Consider the following 17,470-nt stretch of genomic DNA (forward strand, 5'->3'; position numbering starts at 1 on the left):
GGTATTTATCACGCTAGGGTTTGCTTTATTTTTTCTTTATAAAAAATATTTCGTTAAAACGAAATCTAAAAAAGCCTGCGGAACTGACGACTGTGGTTGCCACTAGCAATAAATAGTATTAAAACAACTATACCTCTTTTAAAAACAAGTTTTTAGCTACGTTTTGAGAGACCATTAATTCATGCTCTCCAAACTTAATTTTAACCGAGTTATCGTAAGGCTCTTTTTGGACAACGACAATCTTAGTACCTAAAGCTATTTTATTACCATCTAAATATTTCAAAAAAGCTGAAGAAGTATCATCCACACCTACACATTTATAAGTCTTTCCTATAATGGCTTGTGACAACATGATTTTTTCGATGTGTTTAAAATTTCCATGTTTATCCGGAATTGGATCTCCATGTGGATCATGATTAGGATACTCTAAAAAAGCATCTAATTCATCAATCAATTTTTCTGATCTGATATGTTCTAAATGCTCAGCAACTTCATGGACTTCATCCCAAGTAAAATTTAATTTTTCTACTAAAAACACTTCCCAAAGTCTATGCTTTCTAATAATATTAATAGCAACAGATTGACCTTTTTCGGTTAAATTAACACCTTGATACTTTACATAGTTAGCATATCCTTTTTCAGATAATTTTTTAAGCATATCAGAAACCGAAGACGCTTTAGTCTGTATAGATTCTGATATAGCATTAGTACTAACAACCTCTGCACCTTGCTTACCTAAATGATAAATTGCTTTAATATAATTTTCTTCTGTAAGTGTAATCATAAACCTTATATGGATATAAGACAAATATAAGAATTAAATAAAACAAATAATAAATTTAGACTAATCTAAATTTATTATTACATTTGTAAAAAAATATTTTAAGACATGAAGTATCTAATTGCAATTATGTTTTGTTTTTCAGCTTACAGTCAAGCCCAAAATGCTTTTGAAATATCAGGTGTAGTTACCTCAAACGGACTACCACTACCCTTTGCAAACGTTTATCTTGAAAGCACAACAAAAGGAACTACAACATCAAGTAATGGATCCTTTACTATCCAAAATATAACAGAAGGACAATACACACTTACCGCTTCATATACTGGATTTAATACCTTTAAAAAAAGAATTGAGGTTATAGATGATTTAAAAATAAATTTTGAATTAATCCAAAATCAATCGTTAGATGAAGTCGTTGTTACTGGAACTTTAAAAGCAGTTAATAGATTAGAAAGTCCTGTTCCTGTTGAAGTATATACTAGCGAATTTTTAAAAAAGAATCCTACTCCAAATATTTTTGAAGCGCTTCAAAATGTAAACGGAGTGAGACCTCAACTTAATTGTAATGTTTGTAATACTGGAGACATCCACATTAATGGTTTAGAAGGTCCTTATACTTTAGTTTTAATAGACGGAATGCCAATTGTTAGTGGCTTATCTACGGTTTATGGCTTGTCAGGAATACCAAATTCATTAATAGATCAAATCGAAATTGTCAAAGGTCCTGCTTCGTCTTTGTATGGTAGCGAAGCTGTTGGTGGACTAATAAATGTCATTACTAAACATCCTGACAATGCACCACTTTTTTTTGCAGACAGTAATGTTAGTGGTTGGGGAGAAATAAATACAGATATTGGCTTTAAAACTAATGTTGGAGAAAACACAAGTGTTTTGGTAGGCGTCAATTATTTTAACTATAGTAATCCAATAGATAATAACAACGATAATTTTACCGATGTCACCCTTCAAGATAGGGTTTCGGTTTTTCAAAAATGGAATTTTAAACGTAAAAACAATAAAAAACTATCTTTAGCTGGTCGCTTTTTTTATGAAGATCGTTGGGGAGGAGAACTACAATGGAACAAAAATTATAGAGGAGGAAATGAAGTCTACGGAGAAAGTATTTATACAACTAGATATGAACTTCTAAGTGAATACCAACTTCCTGTAAAAGAAAACTTGAATTTTCAATTTTCATATTCAGATCATGATCAAAACTCAGTGTATGGTGACACGCCATACTTAGCACAACAACGTATTGCTTTTGGACAATTAACTTGGGACAAACCAATAAAAAATAATGATTTATTATTTGGTATAACAGGACGTTATAATTACTATAATGACAATACAACAGCAACTATTGATGCTGATAAAATATTTATTCCTTCAGTATTTATTCAAGATGAAATAACATTAACAGCAAAACAAAAATTATTATTAGGACTTAGGTATGACTATGATAAAAGACATGGTTCTATAGTAACACCAAGGTTAGCTTACAGATACAAACCAACAGACAATGATATATTTAGGATTAATGCAGGAACAGGGTTTAGGGTTGTCAATTTATTTACAGAAGAGCATGCTGCATTAACAGGATCAAGAGAGGTTGTTATTGAAGAAACTTTAAATCCGGAACAATCGTATAACATAAACCTTAACTATCTAAAAAAATATACACAACAAAGGGCATGATTTTTACTGTAGATGCGTCCATGTGGTACACACATTTTACAAATGCAATTATACCAGATTATGACACAAATCCTAATCAAATAATTTATGATAATTTAGATGGTTATTCTACATCAAAAGGAGCAAGTTTAAATGTTGATGCTATTTTTGGTAGTGGTATAAGAGGAAGTTTGGGTGTTACTTTCCAAGATGTAAATCAAACTGAAAATGACGTGACAACCAGACAAATTTTAACCGAAAAATTCACAGGTACCTGGTCTTTTTCATATAAAAACTACCCAACAAATTTAACCTTTGACTACACAGGAAACATTTATGGACCAATGCGCTTACCCTTATTAAGCGATCTAGATCCTAGACAAGAATATTCTCCTACGTGGAGTATTCAAAACATTCAAGCAACTTACGATGGACTTGAAAATTTTGAAATTTATGGAGGCATTAAAAACTTACTAAATTGGACACCTAATAATGGCAATCCATTTATCATTGCAAGAGCAGATGATCCTTTTGATAATAATGTACAATTTGATGCGCAAGGTAACGCACAAGCAACACCAGACAACCCTTATGGGTTAACCTTTGACCCTTCATATGTATATGGACCAAACCAGGGCAGACGAGTTTTCCTAGGTATAAGGTATACATTAAACTAATTGTTTGTACTTTAGTACTTTCGCAATAAATATTTAGACCAATGAAAAAATTAAAACTCCTTTTCATAATAACCTTAGTTTTTTTAGCTGTAATGACACTACAAAAGATAACGGGAAGTTAAATATTGTGACAACAACCACAATGATTACTGATTTAGTAAAAAATATTGGTAAAGACAGTATAAATGTTAATGGTTTAATGGGAAGTGGTGTGGACCCTCACTTATACAAAGCAAGCGAAGGTGATGTATCCAAACTTGTAAATGCAGATATCATTTTTTACAATGGATTACACCTAGAAGGAAAGCTTGTGGAAGTCTTTGAAAAAATGGGAAACACAACCAAAACACCTATTGCTTTAGGAGAAGACATTGATAAAAAAACATTAATAGGCTCAGATTATTTTGCTTCTAATTACGATCCACACGTTTGGTTCAATATTGAATATTTTAAGCAATTTGCTCAAAAAGTTACTGCTGTTTTAATCGAAAAAGACTCAAAAAACTCAAAATATTATAAGGCAAATGAAAATGAATACATAGCAAAGCTAAATACACTTCAAAAAACGATTACCTCTAAAATTGAAACACTTCCTGCAGACAAACGCATACTTGTAACTGCACATGATGCCTTTAATTATTTCGGGAAAAACTACGGATTTGAAGTCGTAGGTTTACAAGGTTTGTCTACAGCAACTGAAGCTGGAGTAAAAGATGTTCAGAATTTAGCTAATTTTATAATTGAAAAACAACTGAAGGCCATTTTTGTTGAAAGCTCTGTACCAAAACGTACCATTGAAGCGCTACAAAAAGCAGTAAACTCAAAAGGACATAATGTACAAATTGGAGGCACATTATATTCTGATGCTTTAGGAAGCGCTGGAACTATTGAAGGCACATATATTGGCATGTTTGAATACAATGTCAACACTATAGTTAATGCTTTAAAATAAGTTAGTAGTTAGTAAAAAAATAGGATTAACCAATAATCTTATAAAAAGTAATGTCCTATTTCAATTCGAAGAATTGAGAGCCAAGGCGAAGAATAAATGAAGAAAAGCTTCGAAAATAGGAGAACACAGTTCGACGCGAAGTTTTCGAATTGGTTTTCAGTTTAAAAACTGAAAAATTCCTTGGCTTGGATGTCCTTTTTTGATTCGTTTTTTGGACAAGCAAAAAATGAATAAAAACAAATTAAAAACCATGAGTGACAATAATAACAAAACTAATGCTTCCTCAGGAGTAATAGCAGTAAAAGTAGACGACCTAACAGTAGCATACAACTACAAACCAGTACTTTGGGATATTGATTTAGAAATCCCCGAAGGTGTCCTTATGGCTATTGTTGGACCAAATGGAGCTGGTAAATCAACACTAATAAAATCTATCTTAGGCATATTAAAACCTATAGCAGGAAGCGTCACTATTTATGACAAACCCTATGACAAGCAACGCAAACTAGTCGCTTACGTACCTCAAAAAGGAAGTGTAGATTGGGATTTTCCAACTACAGCTTTAGATGTTGTAACCATGGGTACTTATGGAAGTTTAGGATGGATAAAACGTCCAGGACAAAAAGAAAAGAAAGCCGCATTAGAAGCCTTAGAAAAAGTAGGTATGTTACCCTTTAAAGGTAGACAAATTAGCCAATTGTCTGGAGGACAACAACAGCGTATATTTTTAGCACGAGCATTAGTACAAAATGCTTCGATCTACTTTATGGACGAGCCTTTTCAAGGCGTTGATGCGACCACTGAAATTGCAATAATTAATATTTTAAAAGAATTACGTAAAGCCGGAAAAACAGTCATTGTAGTGCATCACGATTTACAAACCGTTCCAGAATATTTTGATTGGGTTACTTTTTTAAATGTAAAAAAAATAGCAACAGGTCCAGTTAAAGATATCTTTAATGACGATAACTTAACCAAGACTTATGGTATTAACTATAAAGTAAGTATTCAAGAATAATGAGTTTACAAGAATATTTTTCTTTAGTATTTAGCGACTACACACTTCGAACCATTACACTTGGAACAGCAATTTTAGGTGCAGTCACTGGTATGTTAGGTAGTTTTGCTGTGCTTAGAAAACAAAGTTTACTTGGAGATGCTATATCACATGCTGCTTTACCAGGAATTGCAATTGCATTTTTAATTACAGGAGCAAAAGACAGCAACACGTTGCTTTTAGGAGCCTTAGTAAGCGGATTAATTGGAACCTTTTGGATTAGAGGTATTGTAAAAAAAACACATCTAAAAAGTGATACCGCTTTAGGATTAATATTATCCCTGTTTTTTGGGTTTGGTATGTTATTACTGACATTTATTCAAAAACAACCCAATGCTAATCAAGCAGGTTTAGATAAATATTTATTTGGTCAAGCTGCAACTTTAGTTGAAAGCGACGTTTGGCTAATGGCTATAGTTACAGCATTATGCCTATTTGTATTGTTGTTATTTTGGAAAGAATTTAAAATCTTACTCTTTGATGCTGATTACACTAAAACTTTAGGTTTTAACACTAAAGTCATCGACATTTTAATTACCAGCTTTATAGTCTTGGCTATAGTTTTAGGACTACAAACAGTTGGTGTTGTTTTAATGAGTGCTATGTTACTGGCTCCTGCTGCTGCTGCAAGACAATGGACTAACAGCTTATCAAAAATGGTACTTTTAGCAGCTATATTCGGAGCGTTTTCTGGAGTTTTTGGAACTGCTATAAGTGCTAGTCAAACTAATCTATCCACAGGACCTGTCATTGTATTAGTCGCTGCTGTGTTTGTAGTAATCTCGTTTGTATTTTCCCCAAGTCGAGGTTTGTTATTTAAACAAATTAGATTTATAAAAAATAGACGCGATTTAGAGCTTCATAAAACCTTAGCCTTTATGTATCATATTGCTGAAACACATGAAAATATTTCGCATCCACATACCATAAAGCTTCTTAATAATTTTCAAGGGTTTACACGTAAAACACTACAAAAATTAGTAGAAAAAAATTATGTTACTTTGGATGGAAACATGTGGAGTTTGACAAAAACAGGGTTTGATACTGCTTCCAACCTTTATACAAAACAATCAACAGAAGATGAATAGTGCTCAAATAGAAATACAATTAATTGCTAGTTTAGTCGCAATTGCATGTGCTATTCCTGGCACCTTTTTAGTACTACGTAAAATGGCAATGATAAGCGATGCAATAAGCCATTCTATCTTACCAGGAATTGTTGTTGGTTTTTTTATTACGCAAGATTTAAATTCGCCATTACTAATTGTATTAGCTGCATTAACAGGTGTAATCACAGTAGTATTAGTCGAATATATCCAAAAAACAGGTTTAGTAAAAGAAGATACAGCAATAGGCTTAGTGTTTCCTGCATTATTTAGTATTGGTGTTATATTAATCGCTAAAAATGCTAATGATGTCCACTTAGATGTTGATGCTGTTTTGGTAGGCGAATTGGCTTTGGCTCCTTTTGATAGGCTAATCGTTTCTGGTGTGGATATTGGCCCAAAATCGTTGTGGATTATTGGCATAATATTGCTAATTACAATTACGCTTTTAATTGCCTTTTTTAAAGAATTAAAAGTAAGCACCTTTGATAAAGGTTTAGCTGCGTCATTAGGCTTCTCTCCTGCTATTATTCATTATGGATTAATGACAGTATCTTCCGTAACAACCGTTGGCGCTTTTGATGCTGTTGGTGCTATTCTAGTTGTAGCATTAATGATTGCGCCTGCTGCAACCGCTTATTTACTAACTACCAACTTAAAAAAGATGCTAGTTTTAGCAGTGTTTTTTGGAGTATTTAGTGCTATTTCTGGTTATTGGTTAGCGCATTTATTAGACGCATCCATTGCAGGATCTATTACTACAATGTTAGGCTTATTGTTTTTAGCTGTGTATTTATTTGCTCCAAGCAAAGGTGTAATAGCGGTTATGTATCGCGAAAAACAACAACGCACAGAAGTTAGCCTATTGACCTTTTTACTACATTTAAAAAACCATAATGAGGTTGAAGAACGTCACGTAAACCACTTAAGAGAACATATAAATTGGCAAAAAGTAAGAGCCAAAACTGTATTAGAATTGGCTCTTAAAAATAATATGATTGTGGTGGATAAGAATATAGTTTCGTTGACTAAAAAAGGAGATACTTTTACCTCCAAAGCTATTGATTATATTATTACAAATAAAGATGCACAGATAGAAGACATGAAAGACGATTTCTTTTTGTTTAGAGGATAAAGTCATTGCGAGGGACGAAGCAATCTGCTTGTCGTTAAATATATTCTTAGATTGCTTCGTCCCTCGCAATGACACTTGCGCATCGCCAATAGACGTTAATCAAAATCCTTATTCAATTTTTGTAATTCAGATTTTAACTGGTCTAAACTCACTTCTTTAAAATCAAATTTAAGCTCTGAAATTTCTTTAGTTGTAGCGTTTGTAATCCCTAAAAACAAATTACCCTCAATCATCTTTATCGCAACTAAAACAACCTCTTCATTTAAAGCTACAGTTCCAAAATCGTAAACATCATTAACCCTTTTACTTGGTAAAACAGAATTATAAGATTTAAACACCATTTTGACATCTGCACCATTAGCATCTTTAATTTTAAGTTTAAATTTTACTGCGTTTTTGGTGCTTCTTATAAAACGATCACAGTTAATCCATCCTAATTTTGAACCATAAAAAGCATATCTAGACACATCGTTAGCTGTTACAGTACCAACTAATCCTGTGGTCGTGGAATCTTTGTTTTGTAATCGCTCTTCAAATTTTTTCTCAAAAGACGTTTTATCTTTTATAGTAATAACACTTGGATTATTTTTTGTGCTACCATCAACATTAAAATTAATTGGTAAGCTATAAGGTACAATTACAGTGTAATCACGCTGCTTACCTGGTTTTAGTTTTGGTATCAATTTTAAAACTCTAATAGCCTCTTTAGCCAATAAAGTATGCGCTGCAGAAGCTTGAATATCAACAACCTCTCCTTCTTTATCAATTTTAAACGATGTTAAAATTTTATGTTTTCCAGTTAGCTTTAAATCTTCAGCTATACTAGCATTAAAGTTTTTGGCTATTAGTTTTGAAAGCGCTTGATCAAAACATTGTTTTTTCGCTGTGTTTGTACCATTTTCACATCCAGGAAACACAGGAACTTCTTCTACATATTGAATCGGTACTTCCACGTCTTCTTCTTCAATTAAAACCATTTCAGAAGTAGTTAAAACAGCATTACTTTTATGTGTAATATTATCTAAAGTCCAATCAACGCCATTTTTAATTTCTTTACCTAAAAAAAGCTGCATATCTTTTTTCTTACTTGCGTCTGAAGAGAATATATATTCAATACTGCTTCCAGGTTTTAACTGTAATTGTTTATTATCTTTTAATGCTTTTATAAACAGCATTCCTCCTGTTTCCAATTGGTTGCCATCAGATTTAGTAGTTAGATTGGCTAGCAACATATCTGATAATTTATAAAACTCTGTAACTTCTATATTAACCTTTCCTCTAGCTAATTTCCCGTTTGCATCAATAAAACATTTTGCTGGAATGATTAAAACTGTACCTTCCTTAAACGTTATTGTAGTTTCTTTTTCGTTATTAATCGTTTTTGTTTCTGGTTGTTTTTTTACTGAATTGTAAAATGATGATATCTCGTCGTTAATGAGTTTTGTTTCAGTAATTTTTTCAAGTTTTTTAGTATTTGAATTTACAATGGTTTCAGTAGATCCAAATTTTCTTTCAACTTTTTGAATATTTATAATAATTGAATCGTTTTTTGGAATTATATGCTTATAAGTTGGAAAGTTTTCTTCAAATTCTTGTTGAGTATAAGATCCTATTTTTTCAATTATAATAGTATCCTTTACAACTGTTATTCCTCCATAAAGATTAGTTAAACTATCTACTTCTACTTGTTTTACTATTTTTTTTACAACTACAAATTTCTTTTTTGAACTATCAATTTCTTTTAAGGTTTCTACTTTATCAATACTTGATATTGAATCAATATTAGTTTCAATTAAATTTTGATTTTTATGGTCAAAATCTTGGGTTGTTTCTGTTTTTAAAAGCAAGTTATAAGCTAAGATTAAAACTAAAGCAATAACACTTATTAAGCTAATAATTTTAATCCATTTTAGTTGAATATAACTGGTTTTTGCAGACGCAATTTCAGCTTTAAGTTGTGTGCGTTTTACACCTTCTAAGACTATTAAATGCTCTTGATAAATTGCATTAAATTCCGCATTAGTGTTAAGTTTGTTTTCAAAAGCTAAAACCTCTGTATTTGATAATTCATTATCTAAATATTGATTGATTAAGTCTATATGTTGTGTGTGATTTTCCATGTCTGAGCCGAATTAAGATTGATAATTTTGATGAAAGATGTCTTTTGCTTTTTTCAAGCATTTATACTTCTGGTTTTTAGCAATTTTTTCTGATTTAAATTGCATTGTAACTGCTATCTCTTTAAAAGAAATTCTTTTTAAATAAAATAGCTGAAGTAGTTCCTGACATCGTTCTCCTAATTCGCGAAAAGCGTTTTCGGCAAAGCGATATTTTTTTCTTCTAATACATGTTGAAATATTGAGACTTCGTTATCTTTTAAATCGTGAAGTTCTTGAATCGTAAATTTAGATTGCATATCCTTCCATACAAATCTAGATACGGAATATAAATAGGTGTAAAACGAAGCGGTTAACTTAAAGTCTGATTTTTCTAAATTACGATTTAGGATTATTAATGCTTCCTGAAACACATCTTGCGCATCAGATTGTTTCCCACCTTTGGATAAAACCAGTTTTTCTATTCTAGGATATAAACTATACAGTTGTTTAAACGCTTTGTCACGTTGACCTGTTTTAAAGAATTCTAATATTTTTTTATCATTCATAAAATATCTTTATTCTTTAATGGTCAAAACATAAAAAGGTCTCCTATAGTTTTATTAAAATCGTCTCTCCTCTTGTAAAAACTCGTAAGCTTTTTGGACTTGTTTAAACTTATCCTCTGCTCCTTTTCTATGCTCTTCTCCAAGATGCTCCACACGATCTGGATGGTATTTTTTAGCCATATTACGGTAAGCCTTTTTAATTTGATCTACTGTGGCTGTTTTGTCTATTTCTAAAATAGTATAAGCATTATTGCTACTATTATAAAACATAGCTTTAATACTAGAATAGTCACGACTACTAATGCCTAAGTAGTTAGACATTCGGTTAATTTGATCCTCTTCATCATCGGTAACCATTCCGTCTGCTTTTGCAATTCCGAATAAAAAATGTAATAATTGCAAACGTGATGCATGGTCCATCATCTGTTGGATTTGCCCACAGACATCTCTTGTAGACACGTTTTGATTACTTATATTTTTAAATAATTTAAAAGCCTTATTAGCACGATCTTTACCGTAAAGCTCAACAAATTTGTTACGCACAAAATCCAATTCGCGTTGGTCTTGGACACCATCTGCTTTTATAATTACAGACGCTAAGATTAGTAAACTAACCTCAAAATCTCCTGACGTTGTTTGCGCACGACGTTGTTGTTGGGTTCTGTAATTAGGTTGTGTTCTGTAATTTGGTTCTCTTTTTTGCTGTTTGTTTGGGTTACCATTTCCTAAAAGATTTCCTTTTTCTGACATAGCATCTCCTAGACTACCAATTGCCAACCCTATAATTGCACCAATTGGACCACCTAACGTCCATCCTAAAGTTGCACCTATCCATTTTAATCCAGCCATAAATTTTGTTCTAATTTTTTAAAAAGTAAATATACTACTTTGTTGGTATACTTTTAATTGCTTTTGTTACTGTTGTTTGCTGTTTAGTGCGTTAAGGATGGAGCGGTCTGTCTGAGCTCCTCGCAGAGAGCGAGTAGCGATAGCCTGACCTTATGACACCATAAGTGTTATAAGGTAACGCCATAATAATTTTTGCATGGTTTTTGATTATCTTTGCATGAGATAGATTTATAAATAAAAAATTACAAGAATATGTATCCAGCAGAATTAGTAAAACCAATGCGTGAGGACTTAACTAACGTAGGTTTTGAAGAATTACATACAGCTGACGCAGTAAATACTGCAATTGCAAAAGAAGGGACAACTTTAGTGGTTGTAAATTCGGTTTGTGGTTGTGCAGCTGCTAACGCAAGACCAGGAGCAAGAATGAGTTTAGCAAATGACAAAAAACCTACACATATAGTAACGGTTTTTGCAGGTGTTGACAAAGAGGCTGTTGATCAAGCAAGAGCACACATGGTACCTTTTCCTCCAAGTTCACCAAGTATGGCTTTGTTTAAAGATGGAGAATTAGTACACATGCTAGAACGTCACCATATTGAAGGTAGACCAGCAGAATTAATTGCTGAAAACCTTATTGATGCTTATAACGAGCATTGTTAAGCCTTTTTAAAGGACAACTTAAGCTAAGTATTACAGAAAAACCACGTTTTTTAAACGTGGTTTTTCTATTTTTGATAGATAGAATTTTTATTACAAAATGAGAAAAATTATTGCCTATCCTTTATCTGTTATTTATTTCCTGTTTTTTGGGTTAACATTAGTTGTTTTTCACCCAATACAATGGATATGTTTTAATGTTTTTGGATATAAAGCACATAAAAAAAGTGTGGATTACCTTCAGTTTTGTTTAATGCGATGCGTAAACCTATTAGGCTCAACACATAAATTTATAAACCCTTATCCTTTAGATAATTCTCAACCTGTTTTAATTGTCTCTAACCATCAAAGTATGGCAGACATACCTCCATTAATGTGGTATTTTAGAAAACACCATGTCAAATTTGTTAGTAAAAAAGAGTTAGGAAAAGGACTACCAAGTGTATCCTACAACTTACGTCATGGTGGCTCTGTATTAATAGATCGTAAAAATCCTAGGCAAGCCATTGTGGCGATTAGGAAATTTGCAGATTATATAGAAACTACTAATCGTGCTGCTGTTATTTTTCCGGAAGGTACCAGAAGTCGTGATGGACAACCTAAACCTTTCCATACTAAAGGTTTAGAAACTTTAATAAAATATGTGCCAAGCGCAGTAATAATACCTGTAACAATTAATAATTCTTGGAAGAATTTACGCTATGGTAAATTCCCTATGGGAATAGGTAACAACATCACCTTTACAGCTCATAAACCTGTTAAACCTAGTGATTTTGAAACTACTGAAGTATTATTAAATCACATAGAAACTACCATTAAAAATAGCATAAAAATATAACGTTATGTCATCAAAAAATGTAAGATTAGAAGTCATGTCTTTTTTAGAAAAAGATATTGATGCTTTAATAGAAAAATATTTAATCCCTGTTGAAAAAATTTGGCAACCCTCAGATTTTTTACCAAACTCTGAAGGTCCTAACTTTTTTGAAGAAGTAAGAGAAATTAGAGAATTGTCTAAAGAATTGTCTTATGATTTTTGGGTGGTTTTAGTTGGTGATATGATTACAGAAGAAGCTTTACCAACTTACGAATCTTGGCTTATGGATATAGAAGGAGTAGAACAAGATGGTAAAAATGGTTGGGCAAAATGGATTAGACATTGGACAGGCGAAGAAAACCGTCATGGTGATGTTTTAAACAAATACCTATACCTTTCTGGTCGTGTTAATATGCGCGAGATAGAACAAACCACACAACACCTTATTGCAGATGGTTTTGATATTGGTACAGCTAGAGATCCTTATAAAAACTTTGTTTACACCAGTTTTCAAGAATTAGCAACTTATGTTTCACACAATCGTGTAGCAAAATTAGCCAAAGAAAAAGGTAATAAGCAATTAGCAAGAATGTGTAAAATAATTTCGGGAGACGAAATGAGACACCACCATGCTTATAGCGAGTTTGTAGAGCGTATTTTTAAAGTAGACCCAAGTCAAATGATGCTAGCGTTTCAATACATGATGAAACAAAAAATTACAATGCCTGCTCACTTTTTAAGAGAGTCTGGAGGTAAAATAAGTACTGTTTTTGACGAGTTTTCTAATACTGCACAACGTATAGGTGTTTACACATCTATGGACTACATAGACATTTTACAAAAACTAATCAAGCGTTGGGAAATTGATAAAATAACAGACCTTAACGACGACGCTGAAAAAGCACGTGATTACCTAATGAAACTTCCAGACCGAATGTTACGTTTGGCAGACCGAATTAAAATTCCAGAAAACTCTTATCAATTTAAATGGGTTGAACCAGCCAAACTATAGTGTATGTCTAACCAAGAGCTAATTGAAACCACTAAAACCTTTGTAAAAGACACTTTAAAAGATGCCGAAGGTGGACACGATTGGTTTCATATAGAGCGTGTATATAAAAATGCACTACTAATAGCTAAAGGCGAAACCGTTGATCCATTAGTTGTAGCGCTTGGCGCTTTACTACATGACATTGCAGATAGTAAGTTTTATGATGGTGATAGTACCATTGGTCCAAAAGTCGCTGGTGCTTTTTTGTTAAAACACAACGTAGACTCGGCAACCATTAATCATGTTATTAAAATTATTGAAAACATTTCCTATAGTTCTAATATAGGCTTAGAAAACACATTTAGGTCCATCGAGTTGGACGTTGTGCAAGATGCTGACCGTTTGGATGCTTTGGGAGCTATTGGTATTGCGCGCACTTTTAATTATGGAGGCTTTAAAAACAGGACTTTATATAATCCAGACATTAAGCCTAATTTAAATATGACTAAAGCAGAATATAAGACATCTAACGCTCCAACAATTAATCATTTTTACGAGAAATTACTACTTTTAAAAGATAAAATGAATACCACTACTGGTTATAAAATTGCTAAACAACGACACCAATATATGGTAGACTTTTTAAAACAATTTGATGCAGAATGGAAAGGTGAGAAATAAAAAAAGGTTATTTTAAGTTAGAAAATACTAACATTAAAATAACCTTTTTTACTGATTAAATGTGCTTACTCCATATAAGTAAAAGTAGTCGTATAAACACTTACGCTGTCATCCTCTAAATCTGTAGACGTTACAGTTCCTGTTGAAGGGTAATTTTGAGCATCATAAACATAATTAGCAACAATCTGATAGATTGGTGTTAAATCTTCATCTTTATATGTAATTTTTTTAATGTTATTTGTAGGTAATAATAATCTAGCTTGTACAATTTCTGGTGCTTGAACATCCATACTAAAGTTTAAATCTACATTATCCAACACATCAATAATTCCGGCTGCTTCTAGCGTGTAAAAAAATGGATTTGGTGTTGCGTCGTATTCAATTTCTGCAAAATATTCCACTACACTCATTGTATTGGCAACAAAGTCAAACTCTTCTTCTAAAAATCTAATACTAACAGGATTCATGTTACTATCATATTGCAAAACTTCTCCAGTTTCAAAAGCATCATAAGGCGATTCATACAATTCTTCTACATTTAATGTTTCACCTTCTCCTGTTACATTTGTTAAGTTGTCATTGTCATAAACTAATATGCTAGTTTCTACACCATCTGTGATGTTAGCAACTTGATTATTTCCGTTATAATTAATGGTAACAGATTGGTTTTCTGAAGCATCTTGAGCAGACACAACAGACAAATTAGTGATTAATTTAACTGTGGCATTTTGATTTGCTGCATTAAATTCGTCGGTTGCAGAATCTTCGCTACAGCTCATAAAAGCAGCTAAAACAGTAAGTAAAGTAATTTGTAATTTTAGTTTCATAAATAAATTATTGATTAATTAAATTATTAAATAAGTCACGAAAATAACAATATTTATAAATTTAAGACTGCACCATGGATTTTATTTCGCTTCTATATTTTGATGCGCTTTTACCAACCACTTCGTTAAAGACTTTGTTAAAATGAGAAAAGTTATTAAAACCACATTCAAAGCATATATCTGTAATACTACTTTGGCTTTCTGTTAGTAATTTGGTAGCATAAAAGACACGATATTCGTTTACAAACTGCGTAAATGTTTTACCTGTAATCTTTTTAAAATAACGACAAAAAGCTGGCACAGTAAGACTTACTTCCTGTGCTATTTGATCTAATGTAATATGGTTTTGAAAATTTTTATTAACGTATTTATAAATTTTATCAATCTTATTAGTGTCTTGTGGTTGGGTTTCAAAAACGTAACCGTTTTCATTAAGTAATGTATAATCATTAGTTATTGCCAACAATTCTAGAATTTCTAAAAGTTTAGCAATTCGTTTTATACCTTCATACTTAGGAAGCTTTTCTATTTTAGGACCTACTATTTTTTTTATTTCTGGCTTAAACAGAATTCCCTTTTTTGCGCGCTCCAACAATTGCAAAATATTTTTCATTTCTGGTAACGCATTAAGCGCGTCACCTAAAAATTGAGGATGAAATTGCACCAAGGTTTCTTTTCCTTTAGAAGTTAAACGGTCTGTAAATCCATTATGTGGCAAATTAGAACCAATTAATATTAACTGACTATTATTAAAGTAAGACAAGTGATTACCTATATGTCGTCTTCCTTTTCCTTTATTAACATACACCATCTCTACCTCTGGATGAAAATGCCAAAACGCATCACTTCTTTTACGTTTTTTAGTTTTTTGAACCGCAATTATTGAGCTTCCAAAACTAGGTGTAATTTTTTTAAATGTAGGTTTAGTATTCACTGCATTAAACTTTTGACAAAATTACAACAACTTATAGTATGGTTGTATGCTAATTTAGCTTTAATATGTGTTATTTTAACCTATAACGTTTTCGTAACACGTAATTAAGTTAAAATAGCATATAAAGTTGCCAAATGACTTGTTATTAAAACTACTCTTCTATATTAACTTTGCACCTGTAATCCTTAAAAAGATTTAGATTATGAAAAAAATTATGAAACACATTTTAGCTTTAGCAATCGTATTTGCTACGCTAAGCAGCAACGCAACAGAAGCCGTAACTTTTACAAACAAAGAGGACGGAAAAACGTTATTAATGTTTGAAAACGTTAGCCAAGGTGATCAATTATTAGTTAAAGATGCTTTTGGAATTATTTTATATAAAGAGTCTATCGAAAAAAGCGGTCAATATAATAAGTCATTTGATTTGACATCTTTACCTGATGGAAGTTATATTTTTGAATTAGATAAAAAACATCAAATTAAAACTTACCCATTTAAAGTAGATTTATCTGTAGTTACTTTTAATAAAGCTAAATTAACGGTAATTAATAAACCTGTGGTTAGCGCTAAAAACAATATGGTGTATGTAACATCATACAACCAAAACCCTACAGATTATAAAATTGAAATTTTTTACAACACTAACGGAAGCTATTTTGAAAAAATACATACCGAAACCGTTAAAGATGCTATCAATTATGGTAAAAAATTCAAATTATTAGAAGATAAAAAAGAAGATTATAAAGTCGTTATTACTTACGAAGGACGCACATTTACATCAATTGTCAACTTTTAGTATTAGTATCCAAAAAACAAAAAAAAGACGCAATAATGCGTCTTTTTTTTGTTTAATATTTAGAAAGCTATTTTTTAGTTTCCAGGAAAATCTGCTTTACGTTTTTCTAAAAATGCAGTTGTACCTTCTTTAAAGTCTGCTGTACCAAAACAAGCACCAAATTCCTTGATTTCTATATCAAATCCATTAACACCATCTGTGTAGTTAGCATTTATTGCTTGAATAGCTTTACCAATTGCTACGCTAGAATTACGCATAATTTTACTTGCTATTTTTTCGGCAAGAGGTATTAATTCTTCTAAAGCTACAACGTGATTAACTAACCCATAATTTAATGCTGTATCGGCATCAATCATTCCTGCAGTCATAACCATTTCCATTGCACGACCTTTACCAACTAATTGTGGTAAACGTTGCGTACCACCATAACCAGGTATTACACCTAAACTTACTTCTGGCAAACCCATTTTTGCGTTATCACTGGCAATTCTAAAATGAGCAGCCATCGCCAACTCTAATCCTCCACCAAGCGCAAAACCATTGACAGCTGCAATAACAGGCGTTTGTAAATTTTGAACAAAGTCAAATAACATTTCCTGACCAAGCGCTGCTAATTTACCACCATTTTCAACAGTAAAATTTGCAAACTCGCTAATATCTGCTCCTGCAACAAATGCTTTTTCTCCGCTTCCGGTTATAATAATCACCTTAGTGTCTGCATCTTTATTTGCATTATCAAATGCATGATGAAGCTCAGTAATAGTAGCCTTATTTAACGCATTTAATTTTGAAGGTCTATTAATTGAAATAGTTGTTATTCCGTTTGCTGTTTTAGTAAGTATGTTTTCGAAATTCATAT

16 protein-coding genes and 1 pseudogene are annotated in these 17,470 nt (G+C 32.0%); 10 read left to right on the top strand and 7 right to left on the bottom strand.

Annotated features, from left to right (window positions below):
• Positions 1-127 precede the first annotated feature (127 nt).
• Complete coding sequence (locus AC0L3M_RS11405; protein WP_292948839.1) at positions 128-784, bottom strand: metal-dependent transcriptional regulator; 657 nt, start codon at positions 782-784, stop codon at positions 128-130.
• Positions 785-889: 105 nt separating this feature from the next.
• Here AC0L3M_RS11405 and AC0L3M_RS11410 point away from each other — a divergent pair.
• The 5 genes and pseudogenes from AC0L3M_RS11410 to AC0L3M_RS11430 all read left to right on the top strand — a co-directional run bounded on the left by AC0L3M_RS11410 (position 890) and on the right by AC0L3M_RS11430 (position 7,388).
• A pseudogene (locus tag AC0L3M_RS11410) lies at positions 890-3,138 on the top strand (TonB-dependent receptor).
• A gap of 127 nt (positions 3,139-3,265) precedes the next feature.
• Entirely contained in the window at positions 3,266-4,090 is an 825-nt protein-coding gene (locus AC0L3M_RS11415) for a metal ABC transporter solute-binding protein, Zn/Mn family (protein ID WP_473430823.1), read from the top strand.
• Between the two features lie 250 nt (positions 4,091-4,340).
• Positions 4,341-5,108, top strand: coding sequence for a metal ABC transporter ATP-binding protein (locus AC0L3M_RS11420; RefSeq protein ID WP_473432503.1), 768 nt, complete (start codon positions 4,341-4,343; stop codon positions 5,106-5,108).
• Positions 5,108-6,235: a metal ABC transporter permease gene (locus AC0L3M_RS11425; RefSeq protein WP_473430824.1), complete on the top strand. Its 1,128-nt coding sequence runs from the start codon at positions 5,108-5,110 to the stop codon at positions 6,233-6,235. Before AC0L3M_RS11420 ends, AC0L3M_RS11425 begins: the two co-directional genes overlap by 1 nt.
• A complete protein-coding gene (locus tag AC0L3M_RS11430) occupies positions 6,228-7,388 on the top strand; it encodes a metal ABC transporter permease (RefSeq protein WP_473430825.1) in 1,161 nt (386 codons plus the stop codon). Before AC0L3M_RS11425 ends, AC0L3M_RS11430 begins: the two co-directional genes overlap by 8 nt.
• 95 nt (positions 7,389-7,483) lie before the next feature.
• On the opposite strand, the gene AC0L3M_RS11435 is transcribed toward AC0L3M_RS11430, so the two are convergent.
• From AC0L3M_RS11435 to AC0L3M_RS11445, 3 genes are all read right to left on the bottom strand, one after another.
• The gene (locus tag AC0L3M_RS11435; protein ID WP_473430826.1) at positions 7,484-9,508 is read right to left on the bottom strand and encodes an energy transducer TonB; all 2,025 of its coding nucleotides are present in this window, start codon (positions 9,506-9,508) and stop codon (positions 7,484-7,486) included.
• 176 nt (positions 9,509-9,684) lie between these two features.
• The gene (locus AC0L3M_RS11440) at positions 9,685-10,053 is read right to left on the bottom strand and encodes an RNA polymerase sigma factor (RefSeq protein WP_473430827.1); all 369 of its coding nucleotides are present in this window, start codon (positions 10,051-10,053) and stop codon (positions 9,685-9,687) included.
• A 54-nt stretch (positions 10,054-10,107) separates the two neighbouring features.
• On the bottom strand, positions 10,108-10,902 hold the full coding sequence (locus AC0L3M_RS11445) for a TerB family tellurite resistance protein (RefSeq protein ID WP_292948818.1): 795 nt from the start codon (positions 10,900-10,902) through the stop codon (positions 10,108-10,110).
• Positions 10,903-11,154: 252 nt separating this feature from the next.
• Here AC0L3M_RS11445 and AC0L3M_RS11450 point away from each other — a divergent pair, with 252 nt between their 5' ends.
• From AC0L3M_RS11450 to AC0L3M_RS11465, 4 genes are all read left to right on the top strand, one after another.
• Complete coding sequence (locus tag AC0L3M_RS11450; RefSeq protein ID WP_145004630.1) at positions 11,155-11,565, top strand: BrxA/BrxB family bacilliredoxin; 411 nt, start codon at positions 11,155-11,157, stop codon at positions 11,563-11,565.
• A gap of 97 nt (positions 11,566-11,662) precedes the next feature.
• Positions 11,663-12,400, top strand: a complete 738-nt coding sequence (locus tag AC0L3M_RS11455; RefSeq protein WP_473430828.1) for a lysophospholipid acyltransferase family protein — start codon at positions 11,663-11,665, stop codon at positions 12,398-12,400.
• A 4-nt stretch (positions 12,401-12,404) separates the two neighbouring features.
• The gene (locus tag AC0L3M_RS11460; RefSeq protein WP_292948810.1) at positions 12,405-13,391 is read left to right on the top strand and encodes an acyl-ACP desaturase; all 987 of its coding nucleotides are present in this window, start codon (positions 12,405-12,407) and stop codon (positions 13,389-13,391) included.
• Between the two features lie 3 nt (positions 13,392-13,394).
• Positions 13,395-14,051, top strand: coding sequence for an HD domain-containing protein (locus AC0L3M_RS11465; protein WP_473430829.1), 657 nt, complete (start codon positions 13,395-13,397; stop codon positions 14,049-14,051).
• A 65-nt stretch (positions 14,052-14,116) separates the two neighbouring features.
• On the opposite strand, the gene AC0L3M_RS11470 is transcribed toward AC0L3M_RS11465, so the two are convergent.
• Both AC0L3M_RS11470 and AC0L3M_RS11475 read right to left on the bottom strand, forming a co-directional pair.
• Complete coding sequence (locus tag AC0L3M_RS11470) at positions 14,117-14,878, bottom strand: hypothetical protein (protein WP_473430830.1); 762 nt, start codon at positions 14,876-14,878, stop codon at positions 14,117-14,119.
• Positions 14,879-14,939: 61 nt separating this feature from the next.
• Positions 14,940-15,812: an AraC family transcriptional regulator gene (locus AC0L3M_RS11475; RefSeq protein ID WP_292948802.1), complete on the bottom strand. Its 873-nt coding sequence runs from the start codon at positions 15,810-15,812 to the stop codon at positions 14,940-14,942.
• Between the two features lie 214 nt (positions 15,813-16,026).
• On the opposite strand from AC0L3M_RS11475, the gene AC0L3M_RS11480 reads away from it, so the two are divergent.
• Positions 16,027-16,611, top strand: a complete 585-nt coding sequence (locus AC0L3M_RS11480; protein ID WP_473430831.1) for a hypothetical protein — start codon at positions 16,027-16,029, stop codon at positions 16,609-16,611.
• A gap of 74 nt (positions 16,612-16,685) precedes the next feature.
• Here AC0L3M_RS11480 and AC0L3M_RS11485 read toward each other — a convergent pair whose 3' ends face one another.
• A complete protein-coding gene (locus tag AC0L3M_RS11485; protein WP_292948798.1) occupies positions 16,686-17,468 on the bottom strand; it encodes an enoyl-CoA hydratase/isomerase family protein in 783 nt (260 codons plus the stop codon).
• Positions 17,469-17,470: the final 2 nt, after the last annotated feature.

The organism is Olleya sp. KJ81-1, from assembly GCF_055808135.1.

Excerpts from the sequence above, each read along its gene's own strand:
- AC0L3M_RS11435 (WP_473430826.1), bottom strand. The coding sequence starts at position 9,508 with ATGGAAAATCACACACAACATATAGACTTAATCAATCAATATTTAGAT.
- AC0L3M_RS11425 (WP_473430824.1), top strand. The coding sequence starts at position 5,108 with ATGAGTTTACAAGAATATTTTTCTTTAGTATTTAGCGACTACACACTT.
- AC0L3M_RS11460 (WP_292948810.1), top strand. The coding sequence starts at position 12,405 with ATGTCATCAAAAAATGTAAGATTAGAAGTCATGTCTTTTTTAGAAAAA.
- AC0L3M_RS11420 (WP_473432503.1), top strand. The coding sequence starts at position 4,341 with ATGAGTGACAATAATAACAAAACTAATGCTTCCTCAGGAGTAATAGCA.
- AC0L3M_RS11440 (WP_473430827.1), bottom strand. The coding sequence starts at position 10,053 with ATGAATGATAAAAAAATATTAGAATTCTTTAAAACAGGTCAACGTGAC.
- AC0L3M_RS11405 (WP_292948839.1), bottom strand. The coding sequence starts at position 784 with ATGATTACACTTACAGAAGAAAATTATATTAAAGCAATTTATCATTTA.
- AC0L3M_RS11430 (WP_473430825.1), top strand. The coding sequence starts at position 6,228 with ATGAATAGTGCTCAAATAGAAATACAATTAATTGCTAGTTTAGTCGCA.
- AC0L3M_RS11480 (WP_473430831.1), top strand. The coding sequence starts at position 16,027 with ATGAAACACATTTTAGCTTTAGCAATCGTATTTGCTACGCTAAGCAGC.
- AC0L3M_RS11470 (WP_473430830.1), bottom strand. The coding sequence starts at position 14,878 with ATGAAACTAAAATTACAAATTACTTTACTTACTGTTTTAGCTGCTTTT.
- AC0L3M_RS11465 (WP_473430829.1), top strand. The coding sequence starts at position 13,395 with ATGTCTAACCAAGAGCTAATTGAAACCACTAAAACCTTTGTAAAAGAC.
- AC0L3M_RS11485 (WP_292948798.1), bottom strand. The coding sequence starts at position 17,468 with ATGAATTTCGAAAACATACTTACTAAAACAGCAAACGGAATAACAACT.
- AC0L3M_RS11445 (WP_292948818.1), bottom strand. The coding sequence starts at position 10,902 with ATGGCTGGATTAAAATGGATAGGTGCAACTTTAGGATGGACGTTAGGT.
- AC0L3M_RS11450 (WP_145004630.1), top strand. The coding sequence starts at position 11,155 with ATGTATCCAGCAGAATTAGTAAAACCAATGCGTGAGGACTTAACTAAC.
- AC0L3M_RS11455 (WP_473430828.1), top strand. The coding sequence starts at position 11,663 with ATGAGAAAAATTATTGCCTATCCTTTATCTGTTATTTATTTCCTGTTT.